Genomic DNA, 19,422 nt, shown 5'->3' with positions numbered 1-19,422 from the left:
AAAAAAATGTACCTTTATACCCAATAAACTTAGAAAGAAGTAAATACGAAAATTTAATTTTAAAAATAAAAAACAATGTCAACAATCAAAGTAGGAATTAACGGTTTCGGAAGAATCGGAAGTTTAGTGTTTAACGCAATGATGGAAAGAGATAACATCGAAGTGGTGGGTATCAATGACCTTATCAATGCGGAATATATGGCGTATATGTTGAAATACGACTCTGTTCACGGGAAATTTGATGGAGAAGTTTCTGTAGAAGGGAATGATTTAGTGGTAAATGGTAAAAGAATAAGAGTAACTGCAGAAAAAGACCCAAACAATCTAAAATGGAATGAAGTAGGTGCTGACTACATCGTAGAATCTACAGGATTGTTCTTAACTAAAGAAACAGCTCAGGCTCACATCAATGCAGGTGCTAAAAAAGTAGTTCTTTCAGCTCCTTCTAAAGATGATACACCAATGTTTGTAATGGGAGTTAACCATAAAGATTTAACTGCTGACCAAAAAATATTCTCTAACGCTTCTTGTACTACTAACTGTCTTGCACCTTTAGCAAAGGTAGTTCACGATAACTTTGGTATCGTAGAAGGGTTAATGACTACGGTACACGCTACTACTGCAACGCAAAGAACGGTAGACGGTCCTTCTATGAAAGATTGGAGAGGTGGTCGTTCAGCACTTCTTAATATTATCCCATCTTCTACAGGTGCTGCTAAAGCGGTAGGTAAGGTAATTCCTTCGCTTAATGGTAAACTTACAGGTATGTCTTTCCGTGTGCCAACGGCTGATGTTTCTGTAGTGGATTTAACAGTGAGACTAGAGAAAGGTGCTTCTTATGATGAAATTTGTGCAGCTATTAAAGCAGCTTCAGAAGGAGAACTTAAAGGTATCCTTGGTTATACAGAAGACTTAGTAGTGTCTCAAGACTTTATTGGAGATAAGAGAACTTCTATCTTTGATAAAGATGCAGGTATTATGCTTTCTCCTAACTTTGTTAAATTAGTATCTTGGTACGATAACGAAACAGGGTATTCTAATAAATTAACAGACTTATTAGTACACTCTGCTTCTTTATAAGAATTAAAGGATAAAAAGAAATAAAGTAAAAAGGCTGACATTATTAAAATGTCAGTCTTTTTTAATCTTAATGGATATGCTTTTCTGCATGGTAAGAACTTCTTACAAGCGGAGAACTCTCAACATGGCGAAATCCTAGGCTTTTTGCAAATGCCCCATACTCTTCAAATTCTTCTGGAGTGATAAATCTTTTTACAGGTAAATGTTTTTTTGTGGGTTGTAAATACTGTCCAAGTGTGATAACATCTACATTAGCATTTCTAATATCCTCAATAGTTTGGAATACTTCATCTTTCTCTTCCCCTAAACCTAGCATTATTCCTGTTTTGGTACGGCGTTGTCCTGCTTCTTTTAGATATCTTAAAACTTCTAGGCTTCTTTCATATTTTGCCTGTATCCTTACTTCTCTGGTAAGTCTTTTTACCGTTTCCATATTGTGTGAAACCACTTCTGGAGCCACTTCTACTATACGGTCGATATGTTTTGTAATTCCTTGGAAGTCTGGGATAAGAGTTTCCATTGTAGTAGTTGGTGAAATCCTACGAACGGCATTTACCGTCTCAGCCCATAAAATAGAACCCATGTCTTTCAAATCATCTCTATCGACTGAAGTAAGCACGGCGTGTTTTATTTTCATTAGTTTGATAGAACGAGCTACTTTCTCTGGCTCGTCCCAATTAACATCTAGTGGTTTTCCTGTTTTTACTCCACAAAAACCACAGCTTCTAGTGCAAATATTACCTAAAATCATAAAAGTGGCAGTGCCTTCTCCCCAACATTCGCCCATATTAGGGCAAGAACCACTTTGGCAAATAGTATTGAGTTTGTATTTGTCCACAAGGGTTCTTAACTCGCGGTAGTTTTTACCTGTGGGAAGCTTTACTCTTATCCATTTTGGTTTTTGTGTTACGGTATTGTTTTCTTGTATATTATTTTCCATTGATATTGTTTTTGAGTAGTTCTTTTAATACTTTTTTAGCTCTCATTATTCTTACTTTAGTATTAGAAACCGAAATATTCAATATATCCGAAATTTCTTTAATACTTTTTTCTTCAAAAAATCTTAGATTGATAATTTCTTGATAATTAGCCTCTAAAGATTCTATAACTTTGATGATTTCTTTGTCCTCTTCTTCGGAAATTAGTAACTCTTCAGGAGATTTTACCAAAGTGTTTCTAAACTCTTCCATGTATTCTATTGATGTTTCACTATCTCTACTTTTTTTTCTCCAATAGTCTATTATAGTATTTTGGGCTATGGTAAGCACCCAAGTTTTAAATTGGAAATTAGGGTCGTAAAGGTCTATTTTTGATAGTACTTTAGAGAATACATTTACTGTGATTTCGTCTGCTTCTGTCTCATTTTTTACCTTTTTCATCACAAAAGAAAAAACGCTTACCCAAAACTTATTGATAAGTTTGGTCTGGGATTTTTGGTCCTTATTCTTTGCTTTTTCTATGAGGTCTAATAAAAACTTGTCTTCCACAATACTGAAAATATCGTACAAATATAAAGAACAAAAACTCAATAAAAAAGCAACCTATTATTTTGAAGCATTTAAACGAATAGTTGAAAAAAATAAAATTAATTATTTTGGGTGGTTAAACACTTGTTTGATTTTGTTATTTCAAAAAAAGGCTATTAAAAATGATAAATAATATATTTTATATTCATTTTATTATTGAAATGTTAATTTTAGGTGTGTTTAGTGAAAAAAGTTTGGCACGCTTTTGACATACAGACCCATGAAATCAAAAATAAATTTTTTACAATGAAAATGATTAAACAAACACTTCTTTTAGCTGGTATTTTAGCTGCAGGAGTAACAAGTGCTCAAAGTAATAGCATGAAGAACATGATTAAAGTAGGTCTTAACGCAGGTGTAGCTACAGGAGATAATACTTCTGCTAACCTTGGAGGTAACATCTCTTATCAACACTTAGTAACTCCAGGTTTCGGTCTAGGTTTAGCTACAGGGTACAATCACTTTTTTGCTAAAGACAACGGAGGGATCAAAAATAATGATTTTGGTGTAGTTCCTGTTGCAGCTCTATTTAGAGTGTATCCACAAAAAACTGGTTTTTATGGAGGTGCTGATTTAGGTTACGGATTTATCGTAGGTAATGATAAAGTAGCTTCTAACTATACAACAGCAATGCCTGATGGTGGTTTCTACTTAAGACCAGAAATTGGTTACCATAATAGAGATTGGAATTTCTTTATCCAATATACTAAGGTATTTACAGGAGATAACGGTAAGATTGGTAATCAAGCTTTCGATACAGGAAGTATAGGAGCAGGATTCTCTTATAACATTCCGTTAGGAGAGTAAAAGTTAGAGTTTAATTTTAAAGTAAGTATGTGCGGTGTAGATTCTTCTACATCGCATTTATTTTGTAGTTTCTATTAGGTTGAACTTTATTATAGAAAATAACTATATTTGTTACCCATTAAACAAAACGATAATTTTATGAAAACAAAACATCCTAAAGGGCTACCTTTTTTATTCTTCACCGAAATGTGGGAAAGGTTTGGCTATTATCTCATTTTGGGGATTTTCGTGCTTTATATGATTGACCCTGCGGAGACAGGAGGTCTCGCTTTTGATGACAAAAATGCTGATGATATATTTGGAACTTTTATCGCATTAACTTATCTCACACCATTTCTTGGAGGTTTTTTAGCGGATAGATTGCTAGGTTACATTAAGGCGGTTTATATAGGGGGATTACTTATGGGGTTAGGTTATATAGGTTTGGGAGTTTTTAAAGATATGCCTATGTTTTATACCTCATTGGGGCTTATTATTGTTGGGAATGGTTTTTTTAAGCCTAGTATTTCTACACTACTTGGGAATTTGTATTCGGAAGAACCTTATAAAGCTAATAAAGATGCGGGATACAATATTTTCTATATGGGAATAAATATAGGGGCTTTTGTCTGCAATATTATTGCGGCGTTTATGAGGAATAAATTTGGTTGGGGAGAAGCCTTTATTACCGCAGGGGTAGGAATGTTTTTGGGACTTATTATCTTTAGTCTGGGTAGAAAACATATTTTAAATGCTAATATTCTTAAACCTGTTCAGGAGGGAGATACTAAGATTAGTGCCATACTCACAAAAGTATTTCTACCTGCTATTTTAGTAGGAGTATTGGGATGGTTTATTCCTGGTAATATTTTTGGAGCGGATAGTACCGATGCGTTTATTTTTGCGTGTATTCCTGTAATTATCTTCTATGTTTCTCTTTATGTGAAAGCTAATAAGGAGGATAAAGCTCCTATTGGTGCGCTTTTAGCGATATTTGCGGTAAGTCTAATGTTTTGGGCTGTGTTTAAGCAAAACGGAACTGCACTTACACGATGGGCAAAATATTACACTGATAGAAGTGTGCCTTCTGTTGTAGAAAAACCTTTGGCTGACATCTATTTAGTAGATACTAAAGACTACAAAACCCAAGAAGTACCTGTGTATGACGAGCAATATCAGGCAGTAAAAGATGCAGAAGGTAACCCTATTAAAGAACAAGGGAAGGATATTTATTTTAGAAATATAGATGAGGTACAAAAACAAAAATTAGAGGCTAATCCTAATGATAAGGTTTATCTTTATAATACAGAGTTATTTCAGTCCATCAATCCATTTTGGGTAATTTTGCTTACACCAGTAGTAGTCGGATTTTTTGTAATGCTTAGAAAGAAAGGAAAAGAACCTACCACTCCAGCTAAAATAGTTTTAGGTCTATTCATCTCTGCCCTTAGTTGTTTAGTTATGGTAGGTGCAGTGTATGCGGGAGATAATGGTTTAGTGAAAGTTTCTGCTATGTGGCTTGTGGCAGCTTACGGTGTAATTACGGTTGGTGAGTTATGTTTATCTCCTATGGGGTTATCTTTGGTATCTAAGCTATCACCTCCTAGAATTACAGCTCTGATGATGGGCGGGTTTTTCTTATCCACAGCCATAGGTAATAAACTTTCAGGAGTATTATCTAGTATGTGGTATAGCTATGATAACAAAGCCAACTTCTTTTTGGTGAATTTTGTATTACTTTTATTAGCAACTCTACTTGGTTTATCAATACTTAAAAAACTAAATAAAGCAATGAAAGAGTAAAATGTTTAAAGATAGATAATTTTTAGTTTTTCAAAAACTCTTTTATCAATGGGTAGTCTAAAAGGGCATTGGTTCTTTAGAGCTACCCATTTGATATTTTCTATACTAGGCTCTTTTATTTTTAGCGATGTTAAATCTTCTATTTCTACTAAATAATAGACTGTAAGTAATTGTTCGTTATCTCTGAACTTAGAAACTAGAAAATCTTCCTGTGTGTAGAAATGTTGGACAGATTTTATAGTTAAATTTAGCTCTTCCCAAAACTCTCTTCGAAGGCAATCTAGCAGTCCTTCTCCGTATTCTAGTCCACCGCCAGGGAGTTTGGTAAGGTCTTCTCCAGCATATTTCTCCTCTAAAGCTAAAATTTCAGATTCGTCATTCAGACAGATGCCATAAACTCGAATATTTATTTTGTCTATTTTCATTAGGAAGCTTTTTTCTTAATTTTGTGCCACAAAGTTAAATTATTTACCGATGTTCAAAAAACAAGTTATTCTTATTATTCTAGTATTTTTTTGGGGTTATAATGCCAATGCACAAGACCTTAAATTTCTAAAACTTAAAAAATACAAAGTAGCTACTCTAGACAAACAACTTAACGAAACTTCGGGGCTTACAGAAATAGGAGGAAAGTTATTGTCCTTTAATGATAGTGGGAACTCGGCAGATATTTACGAAATTGACAGACAGAATGGCGATGTTAAAAAAATAGCTACCAATGCCACTAACTTTGATTGGGAAGCCATTAGCACCGATGGTAAAAACCTTTACATTGGCGATTTTGGGAACAATATGGGGACTAGAAGTAATCTAATGGTTTACAAAATTCCGTTTCACGATGGGGAGCCATCTCTTAAGTACGAGAAAAAAATGAGGTTCTATTATCCTAACCAAGAAGAATTTGTTCCACTTAATAGGAAGAATAACTTTGATGCTGAATCTATGATTTATCATCAAGGCAATATCCAAATCTTTTCTAAAGAGTGGGCTAGCTATAATACAAGGCATTACGAAATAAAAACCGATACGGAAGAAAGACAACCTGCGGTTCTTTTAGAGGAGTATCCATTGGGCTATTTGGCGACTGATGCTACTTACAAAGATGGCAAACTCTACATTATAGGTTATACTAAAAAGGCGGAAGTTTATCTTGCGGTATTTCAAGAAACAGCTCCAAACAGATTTTTTGAAGCAAAGCCACAGAAATATTATTTGGGTATGAGTTTCAAATTAGGTCAAATAGAAGGGATTACCGCTACAGAAGAAGGTCTTTACATTTCTGGAGAGCGTTTTAAAACTAAAATAAAAGATGTAAAACAACCGCTGTATTTTGTGCCTTACAATAAACTGAAATAGCTTATATTTGTAGCATAATTTAATAATATCTAAGTAATCTGTGGCAAATATTGTAGAGGAAATAAAGCGACCGATTGGTGCGGAAATGAAACTTTTTGAACAGAAGTTTTATGAATCTATGCAGAGTAAAGTACCTTTATTGGATAAGGTAACTCGCTTTATTGTAACTACTAAAGGTAAGCAGATGCGTCCGATGTTTGTGTTTCTGTGTGCCAAGCTCGTGGGCGATGTTAATGAGAAAACTTACCGAGGAGCTTCTATGATAGAGCTTATCCATACCGCAACGCTGGTGCACGATGATGTGGTGGACGAAAGTTTTAAAAGGCGAAACTTCTTTTCAATCAATGCTTTGTGGAAGAATAAAATAGCCGTTTTGGTGGGAGATTACCTTTTGTCCAAATCGGTGTTGTTATCTACTGATAATAAAGATTTTGATTTACTATCCGTAATATCCACTACTATTAGAGAAATGTCCGAAGGAGAGTTACTTCAGCTAGAAAAAGCTAGAAAACTAGATATTACGGAGGAGATTTATTATGAAATCATCAGACAGAAAACAGCTACTCTGATAGCGGCTTGTTGCGAGATAGGAGTTTTATCCAATGGCGTAGATGAAACTATGGCTAAAAAGATGCGAGACTTCGGAACTTATACAGGAATGGCATTTCAGATTAAAGATGATTTGTTTGATTATTTGTCTAAAAATATCATAGGAAAACCTGTGGGGATAGATATAAAGGAACAGAAAATGACGCTCCCACTTATCTATACTTTGAAAAATGCCAACGAAAAAGACCGTAAATACTACTTTGATACCATAAAACGCTACAATCATAATCCAAAGAGAGTTAAAGAACTGATTGATTTTGTGAAACAGTCGGGAGGGTTAGATTATGCCATAGGGGTTATGAAAGACTTTCAGCAAAAGGCAAAAGATATACTAGAGGAATTTCCAGATTCTGAAGCCAAAATTTCGCTTAATCTGATGCTAGACTATGTTATAGAACGGAAGTTTTAATATAAAAAGCAGTTTATACATCTATGCGTGTTGGAAGGCAAATAAAAGGTATTTTTAGCTATTGAAGAATGTTTTAATAAAATAATTAAAGCGGAATATATTTAGGAGTGTAAATATGAAGTTTAATTTGTCTGAAGTAGAACTTTATAGAATTTTAATTGATGCTGAGCAAACACTTTTTTCTTTACCTAAAATTAAATTTGAAAGAGACATTGCTTGGCGAAAAAATTATTTAATAGATTCTGCTGGAATTTATGCTTTATTTGAAAAGGATGATTTAATTTACATTGGAGAGACAGGAAATCTGATTAAGAGGATGAGTGATATTACCAGGACTTTTAATCATACATTTAGAAAACAACTAGGTAAAAAAAGATTTAGTGGTACTATATTAGGCGGGAAATTTGATGATAATGTAGAAGCTTTATTAGATAACTATTTTGATAATGACTTATATGTATCGTTTATGGAAGTTAACTTCGGTCGATTAGAAATTGAAGACTATTTGGTTGATAAGTATAAATATCAATTACTTAATTCTGAAAAGAAACGGAAATTTAAGTATAATTATGAATTGATAAAAGAATTAGAAAATTCTTACTCATAGTACCCTATGGGACAAACTTCTATTTGTAATATCCTTGAGTTTATTTGTATAGCTTTTATACTCTACTTTTTTATATGAAAAATTAGTTTATATGAAAAACGAATTAAAAAAATCTAGTTTTTTTCGATTACAAGATAATGGAATATTTAAGTGTTAAAATACGAATAAAAACCTTCTATATACTATGGAGGTTTTTTATTTTTTAGCTAAATTTGTACCTTAAAATTTTTATAAAAATAAATCAATGGATATTTTTGATAGAATAAAACAAAATCCTGGTCCACTTGGTCAGTTTGCTGATTACGGAGAAGGTTATTTTGTGTTCCCAAAATTAGAAGGTCCCATAGGTCCTAGAATGAAATTTCAGGGTAAAGAAGTTATTTTCTGGAGTGCCAACGACTATTTAGGGCTTTGTAATCACCCAGAAGTAAAAGAAGCTGATGCTAAAGCAGCGGAAGAGTATGGTATGTTTTATCCTATGGGAGCAAGAGCTATGTCTGGTGAAACGCCTTATCACCAGCAGTTAGAGCAAGAGTTAGCAGAGTTTGTAGGTAAAGAAGCTTCTTATTTGCTAAACTTTGGCTATCAAGGTATGGTGTCCATTATAGACGCTTTGGTGTCAAAAAATGATGTTATTGTTTACGATGTAGATTCTCACGCTTGTATTATAGACGGAGTTCGTCTTCATATGGGTAAGAGATTTACTTATCGCCATAATGATATAGAAAGTGTAGAGAAAAACTTACAAAGAGCTACAAAAGTAGCAGAAGAAACAGGGGGCGGTATTTTGTTGATTACAGAAGGTGTTTTCGGTATGAGAGGGCAGCAAGGTAAACTTAAAGAAATCGCTGCTCTTAAAAAGAAATACAAATTTAGAATGTTGGTGGACGATGCTCATGGTTTTGGTACATTAGGTAAAACAGGAGCAGGAGCAGGAGAGGAGCAAGGGTGCCAAGATGAGATAGATGTTTATTTCTCTACTTTTGCGAAATCTATGGCAGGTTTTGGAGCGTTTGTAGCAGGAGATAAGGAGATTATCCGCTATTTAAAGTACAATATGCGTTCTCAAATTTTTGCGAAATCTCTTACTATGCCTATGGTTATAGGAGGTTTGAAGAGATTAGAGCTACTTAGAAGTCATCCAGAAATTAAAGCTAAACTTTGGGAGAATGTAAACAAATTACAAAACGGTCTTAAAGAAAGAGGCTTCAATCTAGGAGATACCAATACTTGCGTAACGCCTGTATTTATAGAGGGAAGCCCTGTGGAAGCTACCCTATTGGTAAAAGATTTAAGAGAAAATTATGGTATATTTACTTCTGTGGTGGTGTATCCTGTGATTCCTAAAGGAATGATTTTATTAAGACTTATCCCTACGGCTTCTCATACAGATGCTGAAATTAATGAAACTATTGCAGCATTTGAAGCGATACACGATAAGTTGGTAAAAGGTTATTATAAGGAGCAAGAAAAACAACTTTTGGAAGAAAAAGGGTTTTCATTTAAGCCGATATAAAACTTGTTGACAATAAATATTTAATAAGAGAGACTTAGTTAAAAGTCTCTCTTTGTTTTTTTGTAAATGGAATTAAATTTTCTAACGGATAAAAATGATTATCTTTGCAGTAAAATAAATAAAGAGTTATGAGTGAAGTAGTTTTATGTCCTAAATGTGGTTCAGAGTTTACTTATCCACAAGATGATTTGATGGTGTGTTCACAATGTTTTCACGAGTGGAATCCAGCGGAGGTTTCAGCTTCTGATGGAGAGAAAATATTAGACTCTAATGGTAATGAGTTGCAAGATGGTGATACTGTGGTAGTAATAAAAGATTTACCAGTAAAGGGTGCACCAAAGCCAGTAAAAGCAGGAACTAAAGTAAAGAATATCAGACTAAATTATGATAGCGACCATAATATCAGCTGTAAAATAGACGGATTTGGAGCTATGGGCTTAAAGTCAGAGTTTGTGAGAAAGGCTTAATTTTTACTTTTTAGTAATAAAAAAAAGAGAGGTAGTTTAAAAAAATTACCTCTCTTTTTATATCTAAATTATATATTAGTTCTTAATGTAAAGAGCCTTTTTAATTTCCTCTTTTACTTTTTCTAATTTAGGGAACCACTCTGCGAATAACGCTGCCGAATATGGTGCAGGAGCATCAGGAGTTGTAATTCTCTTGATAGGAGCATCTAGGTAGTCAAACGCTTTTTGTTGAACCATATAAGTGATTTCTGAAGCTACTGAACCAAATGGCCAAGCCTCTTCTAATACTACCAAACGATTGGTCTTTTTAACAGATGCTAAAACAGTATCATAATCCAAAGGACGAACAGTTCTTAGGTCTATCACTTCTACAGAAATGCCTTCTTTTTCTAGTTCTTCAGCTGCTTGTAAAGCCAATTTCATGATTTTACCAAAAGAAACTAAAGTAACATCTTTACCTTCTTTTTTGATATCAGCTTTACCTATTGGGATATAGTATTCTTCCTCTGGAATCTCCATTTTATCACCATACATTTGTTCAGACTCCATAAAAATTACAGGGTCGTTATCTTGTATAGCAGTTTTAAGTAATCCTTTAGCATCATAAGGGTTAGATGGTACTACTACCTTTAGACCAGGGCAGTTAGCATACCAGCTTTCAAACGCTTGTGAGTGTGTAGCTCCTAGCTGTCCTGCAGAACCTGTAGGACCTCTAAACACGATTGGTATATTCCACTGTCCACCGCTCATTTGATACATTTTAGCGGCGTTACTAATGATTTGGTCTATAGCTACCAAAGAGAAATTGAAAGTCATAAATTCTACAATAGGGCGGTTACCATTCATCGCTGCACCCACAGAAATCCCCGCAAAACCACCTTCTGCAATAGGTGCATCTATTACCCTTTTAGGACCAAACTCATCTAGCATTCCTTTAGATGCTTTATAAGCTCCATTGTATTCTGCTACTTCTTCTCCTATAAGGTAGATAGATTCATCTTTACGCATCTCCTCGCTCATAGCTTGTGCGATGACTTCTCTAAATGTATATTCTTTCATTGTCTTTAAGTATTGATATGCAAAAATAGTTATTTTTATTTGATAAGGAAATTTTTGTAAACATTATCTACTTAATAAGTTTTAGCCCAATCCTTTTTCGAGCTTCGTCTACTTCTAAAACTTGTACTTCTACAATTTGGTGAAGTTTTACCACCTCATTAACATCGGATACAAAACCATCGGTAAGTTGGGAGATATGTATAAGTCCACTTTCCTTAATACCAATGTCTACAAAGCAGCCAAACGCCGTAATATTGTTTACAATCCCAGGTAAACACATGCCTACTTTTATATCTGTAATTGTTTTAATGTTAGGATTAAACTCAAATACTTTAGCTTGTTGGCGAGGGTCTAACCCTGGTTTTTCTAATTCTTTTAAAATGTCTTTAATTCCTAGAATTCCCACCTCTGGAGTGGTGTATTTCTCTGGAACTATTTTTTGGATTTGTTCTTTGTTGGCAATGAGCTCTTTGGTTTTTAGTCCTAAATCTTTAGCCATTTTTTCTACGGTAGCGTAAGATTCTGGGTGTACAGCCGAATTGTCTAATGGGTTTTCCGAGTCTTTAATGCGTACAAAAGCCGCCGCTTGTTGAAATACTTTTTCTCCCAAACGAGGAACTTTTTTCAGTTCTGCTCTTGTCCTAAAAGCTCCGTTTTCCGAACGATATTTTACGATATTCTCAGCCATTTTTTCTCCAATGCCAGACACATAGCTTAATAGAGATTGGCTGGCGGTATTTAGATTAACACCTACGGCATTTACACAATGTATTACTGTGCTGTCTAGCTCCTCTTTAAGTTTGGTGCTATCTACATCGTGCTGATACTGCCCAACCCCGATACTTTTTGGGTCTATTTTTACAAGTTCTGCTAATGGGTCAGAAAGTCGTCTTCCGATAGATACAGCTCCACGAACGGTAACATCATAGTTAGGAAACTCATCTCTAGCGATTTTGCTTGCCGAATAGACTGAAGCACCCGCTTCTGACACTACAAACACCTGTAAATCTTTATCAAAGGCTATTTTTTTGATGAATGCTTCTGTTTCTCTACTCGCAGTTCCGTTTCCTATGGCAATGGCTTCTACTTGGTAGGCATTAACCATACTGCGGATTTTTTTCATTGCAACTCCTGTCTCATTTTGAGGAGCGTGAGGGTAAATAGTTTCGTTGTAAAGCAAATCACCCTTTTCATCTAAACACACCACTTTACAACCTGTACGGTAACCAGGGTCTATGGCTAAAATTCTTTTCTCACCAAGTGGAGCGGCAAGTAGCAGTTGCTTAAGGTTTTCCGAAAATATACTAATGGCCTTATCATCTGCTTTGCTTTTGGCTTCTTGTAAAATTTCGTTAGCGATAGAAGATTCTAAAAGACGCTTATAAGCATCTTTTATAGCGATGCTGATATAATGAGCCGTTTCGTTATTATTTTTAATGATGCTTTTTTCTATAAAACCAATTGCTTCATCATTATCTATTTCAATTTTAAGTTTTATGAAGCCTTCGTTTTCTGCTCTTAATAGAGCTAACAATCTATGGGAAGGAGCTTTGAGTAAAACTTCGCTCCAATCAAAATATTGTTGATATTTCTGAGCTCCGTCCTCGTTTTCTTTGGCTTTTTTTGTGATTTTACTGATGATTTTAGCCTGTCGTTGAAACAGTTGTCTTAGGCGTTTTCTTATGAATAGATTTTCGTTAATCCATTCTGCGATGATATCGCAAGCACCATCTAAGGCTTCTTGGACTGTAGGTATTTTATCAGAAGTATACTTCTGTGCAGAGTGCTCTAAGTGATTAGTATTTTGAGCCATAATGATTTTAGCCAAAGGCTCTAATCCGTTTTCTCTAGCGGTATCCGCTTTAGTTTTTCTTCGCTTTTTGTAAGGTAGATATAAATCTTCTAATTCTTGTAGGCTAAATGATTGTTCAATTTTTTGTTGAAGTTCAGGTGTAAGGCTATTCTGTTCTTCTATTGATTTTAAAATACTTTCTTTTCTCTTGACGATTTCCTCGTATTGCTTTTGAAGTTTCTGAATTTGTTCTATGGCAACCTCGTCTAAATTGCCTGTTGCATCTTTTCGGTAGCGAGAAATAAAGGGAATAGTGCCACCTTCAGCAAGAAGAGCTAGTGTATTTTCTATAGATTTGGGTTGCAGTTGCGATAAAGACTGTATGTATTGTACTAAAGTCATTGTTTTTAATTTTTTGAATTGATGCTAAATCGAATCAATTTTTGGGTTGAAATAAAGATAGAATTTTATACGCGTTCTAGTTCGTTAGGATTGATTTGAGTTTTAAATAACCCATAATTTACGGTTACTTTATTTTTAGAAATAGTTTCAATGGTTCCTACGCTAGTGCTTCCTATAATTCTTACTCGTTGTCCTACTTTTAACCAAACCGCTCTTTCTTTTTGTTTTTTTTCTTCCAATTTTTGGGTGGTTTCTTCTATTTTCTCTTTGACATCTTTTCTTTTAAGCTGTTGATTGATTTTGCGTTTGATTACTTGTAATTTTTTAGACTCATCTTTATCAGAGCCTAACTTTCGGTATTTCTCCTGTTCTAATATTTTTACAAAGTCTTTGACTAATTCCTTTCTAGAACGCCCATTGATGTAGTCTTTAATAAAATTTTCTACTTTGTTCCCGAACTGCAATTTTCGGTGTTCTTCTTCATAAAGTTTTTGGAAGTTAAAAAGTTTCTGCTGTAGTTGCTCGTTAAGCTTTTGCAGATTGTCTCGTTTATCTTCTACCGATTCTTTTTTCTGAGATAAATCTGTTTTTAGTTTTTCTACCTCAAATTTTTCTTGTTGAAGTTTTACGATGGTTTTATCTAAATTAACCACATCTTTCTCTACTTTTCTTTTCGCCGAGCGAATGATGAAAGGTGGAATTTTATTTTTTTCTGCCACTTCAAAAGTAAACGAACTTCCTGCCTGTCCTATTTCTAATTTATAGAGGGGTTCTAGGCTGTTTTCATCAAAAAGCATCGCTGCATTTTGGGTATTAGGGAGTTGTTCTACTACTAGCTTAATGTTGGTGTAGTGAGTAGTAATAATAGCAAAGGATTTTTTTTCGTAGAAAAACTCCAAAAAACTTTCCGCCAACGCACCACCAAGTTCGGGGTCGGAGCCAGTTCCAAATTCGTCTATGAGTAGTAATGTATTTTTATCCGCTTTTCTGATAATGTGCGACATTTTCTTAAGTCTAGACGAATAGGTAGAAAGATGGTTTTCAATAGATTGATTATCACCAATGTCCGTCATTACTTTATCAAAGAAAAACATTTCGGATTTTGGGTGTACAGGAACTAAAATTCCTGATTGGAGCATAAGTTGTAATAGCCCTACGGTTTTTAATGTAATTGATTTACCACCAGCATTTGGACCAGAAATACAAATGATTCTATTATGTTCGGTAAGGGCAAGGGTTTGTGGGAAAATTTCTTTGTTCTCCGCCTTGTTTTGTAACCATAATAGAGGATGATAGGCATCTCTTAGTTTTAGTGTTTGGTGGTCATTAATTTTAGGAAGCACCGCATTTACTTTTTCCGCAAACTTAGCCTTAGCTCTCGTGAGGTCTAGGTCAAAAATATAGTTTTGATAAGACGCTATTTCAGGTTGAAATACAGCTATTTCAGCAGTTAGCTTTCTTAAAATACGGTCTATTTCCTTTTTTTCTTCTTCTAAATTTTCTTTTAGTTTAAAATAATGTTTTACTACGGTTTCTGGTTGAATGTAGGTAATGGAACCTGTCTTTGAAACGCCTAAAACTCTACCTTGCACCCTTTTTTTGAAGCCTGATTTTACAGCTAATACCCTTTGGTCTTCTATAATTGTTTCTCTGATTTCGTCTAAAAAATCACTTTGAGAATAGAGCCCTAAAGCTCTATTAAAATTTTCATCTATGGCTTTTTTAGCTTTTTGGATTTCATCTCGGAGTTCTTTTAAAGTAGGGGAGGCATCACTTTTAACCTCTTCAAATCGGTTAAAGACGTGGTCTATTTTCTCAATAATTTCTTTTTTGAAATCAAGAGTTTCTATACCTTTCAATAATTCAGGAAAAATCTCCGAATACTGTGTAAAGAACTTTTGGAGTTTTCCGATTTGGGAAGTGATATTTTTAATCTTTATAAAAGCCCTATTTTCTAATCGGAAATTTTCAATAAGCATTAGTTTTAGCTCTGTTTCCACATCTTCATATTCATTGAAAGGAATAATATTTTCACTTTCAAAACTGCTTAAAAATTCAGAAGTTTTTTTTAATGAAATTAAGGCTTCCTCTTTTTTAAGAGGTTTTAAATCCGAAATTTTTTGAGCTATTTTTGAGGAATAGGCGTATGGAGCAATTTCCGCTAATAGTTGCGGAAACTCTAATTCTTGTAAACTGTCTTTAGTAATATGCACGGCACAAAAATAAGAAAAATTAGGCTTTCAATAGATAGAGTAATTTTTGAATAGAAAATAAAAAACACTCCTTAAAAAAGGAGTGTTTTTAGTAGCGAAGACGGGAATTGAACCCGTGACCTCAGGGTTATGAATCCTGCGCTCTAACCATCTGAGCTACCTCGCCATTAGAGTGGTGCAAATATAGAAATAATTACAATAACTACAAAATTATTTTAAATTATTTTCGTGCAAAAATGCACCAAAACTATTCGGTTTACTCAATATTTTATTATTGCTATCTAATAGGAAATAAGACGGTGTTGCATTGATATTGTAAGTATCTGTATAGCTAGAGTTCCAACCTTTTAGTTCAGAATCGTTAATCCATGGGAGATTTTTTACAGTCTCCTGATAAGACTCTGCGTTGGTATCCAATGATAAACCTATAATTTCTATATTATTGCTTTTCAATTTGTTGTAATTTTCTAAAATTAGAGGCAATTCTGCAACGCAGTGAGGACACTCTGAAGACCAAAACAAGATGAGTTTTTTGTTTGATTTAATATCGCTTAGTTTCTTTGATTTAGTATTTATTACACTTTTGGAGAAGATATAATCTTTAAAGCTACTCCCCACCATAGTGCTTTTCATTGCCTCTAGTCTGCCCTCTAAATTTTTGTTTATAGAACATTTTAAATTAGAGGCTTGTTGGTAATATTTATCCTTTTCAGCGTCTAGACCATAGGCATCAAATATATTTAACAGTTCAGATAAAATAGTTTGTCCTCTAGGCGATTCTATATTTACCTTATCTAACAGAGCGTCTGTCTGAGAAACAACTTGATTCCTAGGAACGGAAGAAATAAAGTTAATTAGTGTAGATTTGAGTAAAGAGGAGGTTTCTAACAACTCTCCCGTATTAGCTAAAAAATTGATATAATCATCTGTGGTTTTAGGTATTTCACGATTGGTATATTTTACATTATCCCAGTAGTAGCTTATAAAAGGGTGTTTAGAGTAGTTCTTAAGATCACTTTGCTCTAGCTTTTTTATTTCTAACTTTAGAGCTTCATTAAATGGTGAGTTATCATTGTAAATATCTCTAATCTGTACCAATACAGGTAATACTTTCTCTTTTTTTTGTTTTTCTTTGATGAGATATTGCATGGTACTATTGGCTTCATCTAAGAAATTGATTTTGTTGATGGTGCTGTTATCGGTGTCTAGTTTTACACTTACGTCCTTGTTTTCAGAAATAAAACTGAATGATTTACCATTCTCAGGAAAATAGGCACGCATCATACCTATATAACTATTAGGAATAGTATAACTCCATTTACCATTAGATTTCTTAGTCTTTCCTGCTATATAATCTTTTGAACCGTTTAGGGTGTACAAAACAATTTCTTGATTGCTGAAAGTATCAGGTGCTTCTATATTTACTTTAAATTGAGCAGAGGTTATCCCATATAGAAATATACCTCCTAATAAAATTATTTTTTTCATAAGAACAAAAATAAAAAAAACTCATAGAATTTTCTATGAGTTTTTGGATATTATAAACTTTTTAATTGTTTTTTTCTTAAATAATAAGAAGTAACCAATATAAAACCTATTGCTAATAAAGCAAGCTCTATAGAGTATAAATCTATTGGAGTTTGTGGTGGAGCACCAGGACCAGCGACACCTCCACCGCCTGGTGCTCCACCAGCAGGAGGAGCACCAGGGCCAGCAACACCAGCACCAAAAACTAAATCTGTATTAAGAAAAGCTATGATTAGAAATAATAATCTTAGTTTGATATTGTTGTACATAATCTATTACTTTACTATTTTTTGAGAGAATTTTTGTCCATCCTTAGACACAGCTGTAACTATATAAGTAGCTTGCGTTTCAGGGAGATTAATCACAAAATCAGAATCTGTTTTCACAGTAGATTCCGAAATTATCAATCTACCACTTACATCATAAACTTTTACATCAGCTTCTACCCATTTAGAGTCAAATATTAATCTATGAGCTTTAATATTTTTGTCATAAACCACCATACAGTCAGAAGGTTTCTGAACATCAGCTACAGCTAGAGTTTTATTTTCAGGTTTTCCGTAGTACAGATTATAGTATTGCTGAGATACAGGATATTCTGTTCCTTGTTGCAAAGCAACTAAATTGCCTTCACCAGAACTGATGTAGAAACTTTCTCCATTAGAAAGAGTTTCTGTGTTTTTTGGAAGAAACTCAGTATTCTCTCTAATCTCAAATTTAACTTTCTTTATTTTATCACTATAGAGTCCTAGTAAAATATCTTTTCCTTTGTAATCAGTTTCGTTAGCTTCATTAATATATAACCAATAAGCATTTGCTGCTTCTTGGTCATATCCACCTGCAGGGCTTTCCTCAAATGTTCCTATGACATCAGAAGAAGTTGCTGTAACTTGAGTAGATGAAGTAACTCCTGTTCCAGTACGAGCATTAGGGTAAACAGCATAATAAGTTCTTCCTATCTCATTACCTTCATTATCTAAAGCTATAACACCTAACTGTTTTACAGAGTTAGAAGTACTAGCTGTTAAACTTTTGAAGCCATTATTTTGTACCCTTAAATTACCTGCATTTGTAGCTGATGACATAGTCCCCTCTCCTTGTTCAGTGTTAAGAACAGACGCTCTGTTGTCAAAAGTTCTAAGTGTTGCCAAATCAAGACTTCCTGTTTCTCCGTCTTTCATTTTGATAACGAAAGTTCCCATAGGTCTTACAATAGCTAAATCAATATCTCCTACAATTACTCCTCCTCCTGTAAAAGAAATATACTTATATCCAGAATAACTTGTACCTGAAGTACTATTATAAGCCACAGATTTAACCTCAACTCTAATAGCTTGAATTTTGCTTTGTAAATCAGTAGGTATCTTTGTTAAGTCTAAATTGGTTAAGAAAGGGTTTCCAAATTGATAAATATTTCTACCATAGGTTCCTTCCCATGCAGTAGGATAGCTATAGAAAGAATCATACATATAGGTATTATATTTTTCTCTATAAATATTTAAACCATTCCCTCCTGCTCCGAAGTTAATGCCATTACCTGCATTTTGTAATGAAACAGTGTGCATACTCGTAGCAGAAGCGAAAGGTGTGCCTGTTACTGTTCTTACGGAAGTAAAACTAGTACCATCAGCACCTAGCATATAATAAGCGGATCTATAATTTCCAGAGGTTGCATTCATGCCACTATTCTGACTTGATAAATCCGTAACATGCTCAGACCTTACTAAAGTATTATTATATACTAAAATTTCATTCTTACTCCATCTTGAAGTAGAAAAGTTTTTTCCTAATCCTGAAGATAAATCGTTAAAAACTTTATTCTCAAAAGGAAGAGCTAACTGTTGATAGTGCCCATTATCTGTTGTTTGGAATTCTTTCTTAACAACACCCGTTATATTACTTTGGCTGTCATTGTTTATCCATAGCTGTCCGTAGTTGCCATAAGGGTCACCAGTAACAGTAGGTGTATTTTGCTTTATTACAAAGCTACTACCCGTACTATCATCAGTAAGAAGACCTCCTTTATCTATTTGTATATTACCTTGATTTTCTATTAATCCTGTATTTTTAACCTCTACAGTACCCCCATTGTACATTAATGTTCCGGGTTTTACATATAAATTCGCCGTTGCTGCTACATAAGTCAAGGATTGAGCTTTGATGGACATTAATCCTAGAGCTAACAACCCTGCAGAGAATACACTTTTTTTCATATATGAGTTTTTTGTTATCTATAAATAATTAAGCAAAGATACAAAAATATAGTATAA

At 34.0% G+C, this 19,422-nt stretch carries 17 protein-coding genes and 1 tRNA gene; 8 read left to right on the top strand and 10 right to left on the bottom strand.

Annotated features, from left to right (window positions below):
• Positions 1-75: 75 nt before the first annotated feature.
• Positions 76-1,080, top strand: a complete 1,005-nt coding sequence (gap, locus tag GXW81_RS03505) for a type I glyceraldehyde-3-phosphate dehydrogenase (protein WP_004916927.1) — start codon at positions 76-78, stop codon at positions 1,078-1,080.
• A 67-nt stretch (positions 1,081-1,147) separates the two neighbouring features.
• Here gap and lipA read toward each other — a convergent pair whose 3' ends face one another.
• Together lipA and GXW81_RS03495 are read right to left on the bottom strand one after the other, a co-directional pair.
• Positions 1,148-2,020, bottom strand: coding sequence for a lipoyl synthase (gene lipA / locus GXW81_RS03500; RefSeq protein WP_154138066.1), 873 nt, complete (start codon positions 2,018-2,020; stop codon positions 1,148-1,150).
• A complete protein-coding gene (locus GXW81_RS03495; protein ID WP_161531205.1) occupies positions 2,010-2,567 on the bottom strand; it encodes an RNA polymerase sigma factor in 558 nt (185 codons plus the stop codon). The genes lipA and GXW81_RS03495 overlap by 11 nt, the downstream gene beginning before the upstream one ends.
• Positions 2,568-2,852: 285 nt before the next feature.
• Here GXW81_RS03495 and GXW81_RS03490 point away from each other — a divergent pair, with 285 nt between their 5' ends.
• Positions 2,853-3,413, top strand: a complete 561-nt coding sequence (locus tag GXW81_RS03490; RefSeq protein WP_161531204.1) for a hypothetical protein — start codon at positions 2,853-2,855, stop codon at positions 3,411-3,413.
• A gap of 138 nt (positions 3,414-3,551) precedes the next feature.
• A complete protein-coding gene (locus GXW81_RS03485) occupies positions 3,552-5,195 on the top strand; it encodes a peptide MFS transporter (RefSeq protein WP_161531203.1) in 1,644 nt (547 codons plus the stop codon).
• A gap of 5 nt (positions 5,196-5,200) precedes the next feature.
• Here the strand turns inward: GXW81_RS03485 and GXW81_RS03480 are convergent, their stop codons facing one another.
• Positions 5,201-5,620, bottom strand: a complete 420-nt coding sequence (locus tag GXW81_RS03480; protein ID WP_161531202.1) for an NUDIX hydrolase — start codon at positions 5,618-5,620, stop codon at positions 5,201-5,203.
• A gap of 49 nt (positions 5,621-5,669) precedes the next feature.
• Here GXW81_RS03480 and GXW81_RS03475 point away from each other — a divergent pair, with 49 nt between their 5' ends.
• From GXW81_RS03475 to GXW81_RS03455, 5 genes are all read left to right on the top strand, one after another.
• Complete coding sequence (locus GXW81_RS03475) at positions 5,670-6,551, top strand: hypothetical protein (RefSeq protein WP_161531201.1); 882 nt, start codon at positions 5,670-5,672, stop codon at positions 6,549-6,551.
• A gap of 40 nt (positions 6,552-6,591) precedes the next feature.
• The gene (locus GXW81_RS03470; RefSeq protein WP_161531200.1) at positions 6,592-7,569 is read left to right on the top strand and encodes a polyprenyl synthetase family protein; all 978 of its coding nucleotides are present in this window, start codon (positions 6,592-6,594) and stop codon (positions 7,567-7,569) included.
• Positions 7,570-7,684: 115 nt separating this feature from the next.
• The gene (locus tag GXW81_RS03465) at positions 7,685-8,176 is read left to right on the top strand and encodes a hypothetical protein (protein ID WP_161531199.1); all 492 of its coding nucleotides are present in this window, start codon (positions 7,685-7,687) and stop codon (positions 8,174-8,176) included.
• Positions 8,177-8,420: 244 nt separating this feature from the next.
• Positions 8,421-9,692, top strand: coding sequence for an aminotransferase class I/II-fold pyridoxal phosphate-dependent enzyme (locus GXW81_RS03460; RefSeq protein ID WP_161531198.1), 1,272 nt, complete (start codon positions 8,421-8,423; stop codon positions 9,690-9,692).
• Positions 9,693-9,820: 128 nt separating this feature from the next.
• The gene (locus GXW81_RS03455) at positions 9,821-10,159 is read left to right on the top strand and encodes a zinc ribbon domain-containing protein YjdM (RefSeq protein WP_064971209.1); all 339 of its coding nucleotides are present in this window, start codon (positions 9,821-9,823) and stop codon (positions 10,157-10,159) included.
• Positions 10,160-10,234: 75 nt separating this feature from the next.
• Here the strand turns inward: GXW81_RS03455 and GXW81_RS03450 are convergent, their stop codons facing one another.
• The 7 genes from GXW81_RS03450 to GXW81_RS03420 all read right to left on the bottom strand — a co-directional run bounded on the left by GXW81_RS03450 (position 10,235) and on the right by GXW81_RS03420 (position 19,365).
• On the bottom strand, positions 10,235-11,218 hold the full coding sequence (locus GXW81_RS03450) for a pyruvate dehydrogenase complex E1 component subunit beta (protein WP_013446847.1): 984 nt from the start codon (positions 11,216-11,218) through the stop codon (positions 10,235-10,237).
• Between the two features lie 67 nt (positions 11,219-11,285).
• On the bottom strand, positions 11,286-13,412 hold the full coding sequence (locus tag GXW81_RS03445) for a Tex family protein (protein WP_161531197.1): 2,127 nt from the start codon (positions 13,410-13,412) through the stop codon (positions 11,286-11,288).
• Between the two features lie 65 nt (positions 13,413-13,477).
• Positions 13,478-15,625, bottom strand: coding sequence for an endonuclease MutS2 (locus GXW81_RS03440; RefSeq protein WP_161531196.1), 2,148 nt, complete (start codon positions 15,623-15,625; stop codon positions 13,478-13,480).
• A gap of 92 nt (positions 15,626-15,717) precedes the next feature.
• Positions 15,718-15,791, bottom strand: a tRNA-Met gene (locus tag GXW81_RS03435).
• A 44-nt stretch (positions 15,792-15,835) separates the two neighbouring features.
• Positions 15,836-17,113 carry a peroxiredoxin gene (locus GXW81_RS03430; RefSeq protein WP_161531195.1) on the bottom strand — a complete coding sequence of 426 codons (1,278 nt, stop codon included), beginning with the start codon at positions 17,111-17,113 and terminating at the stop codon, positions 15,836-15,838.
• 50 nt (positions 17,114-17,163) lie between these two features.
• A complete protein-coding gene (locus tag GXW81_RS03425; protein WP_161531194.1) occupies positions 17,164-17,421 on the bottom strand; it encodes a hypothetical protein in 258 nt (85 codons plus the stop codon).
• A 6-nt stretch (positions 17,422-17,427) separates the two neighbouring features.
• Complete coding sequence (locus GXW81_RS03420) at positions 17,428-19,365, bottom strand: T9SS type A sorting domain-containing protein (RefSeq protein ID WP_161531193.1); 1,938 nt, start codon at positions 19,363-19,365, stop codon at positions 17,428-17,430.
• Positions 19,366-19,422 lie beyond the last annotated feature (57 nt).

This window comes from Riemerella anatipestifer (assembly GCF_009932355.1).
GTDB classification, from domain to species: Bacteria; Bacteroidota; Bacteroidia; order Flavobacteriales; family Weeksellaceae; genus Riemerella; species Riemerella anatipestifer_E.
The sequence above is the reverse complement of the archived record's forward strand: the minus strand, read 5'-3'. Positions and strand labels throughout refer to the sequence as shown.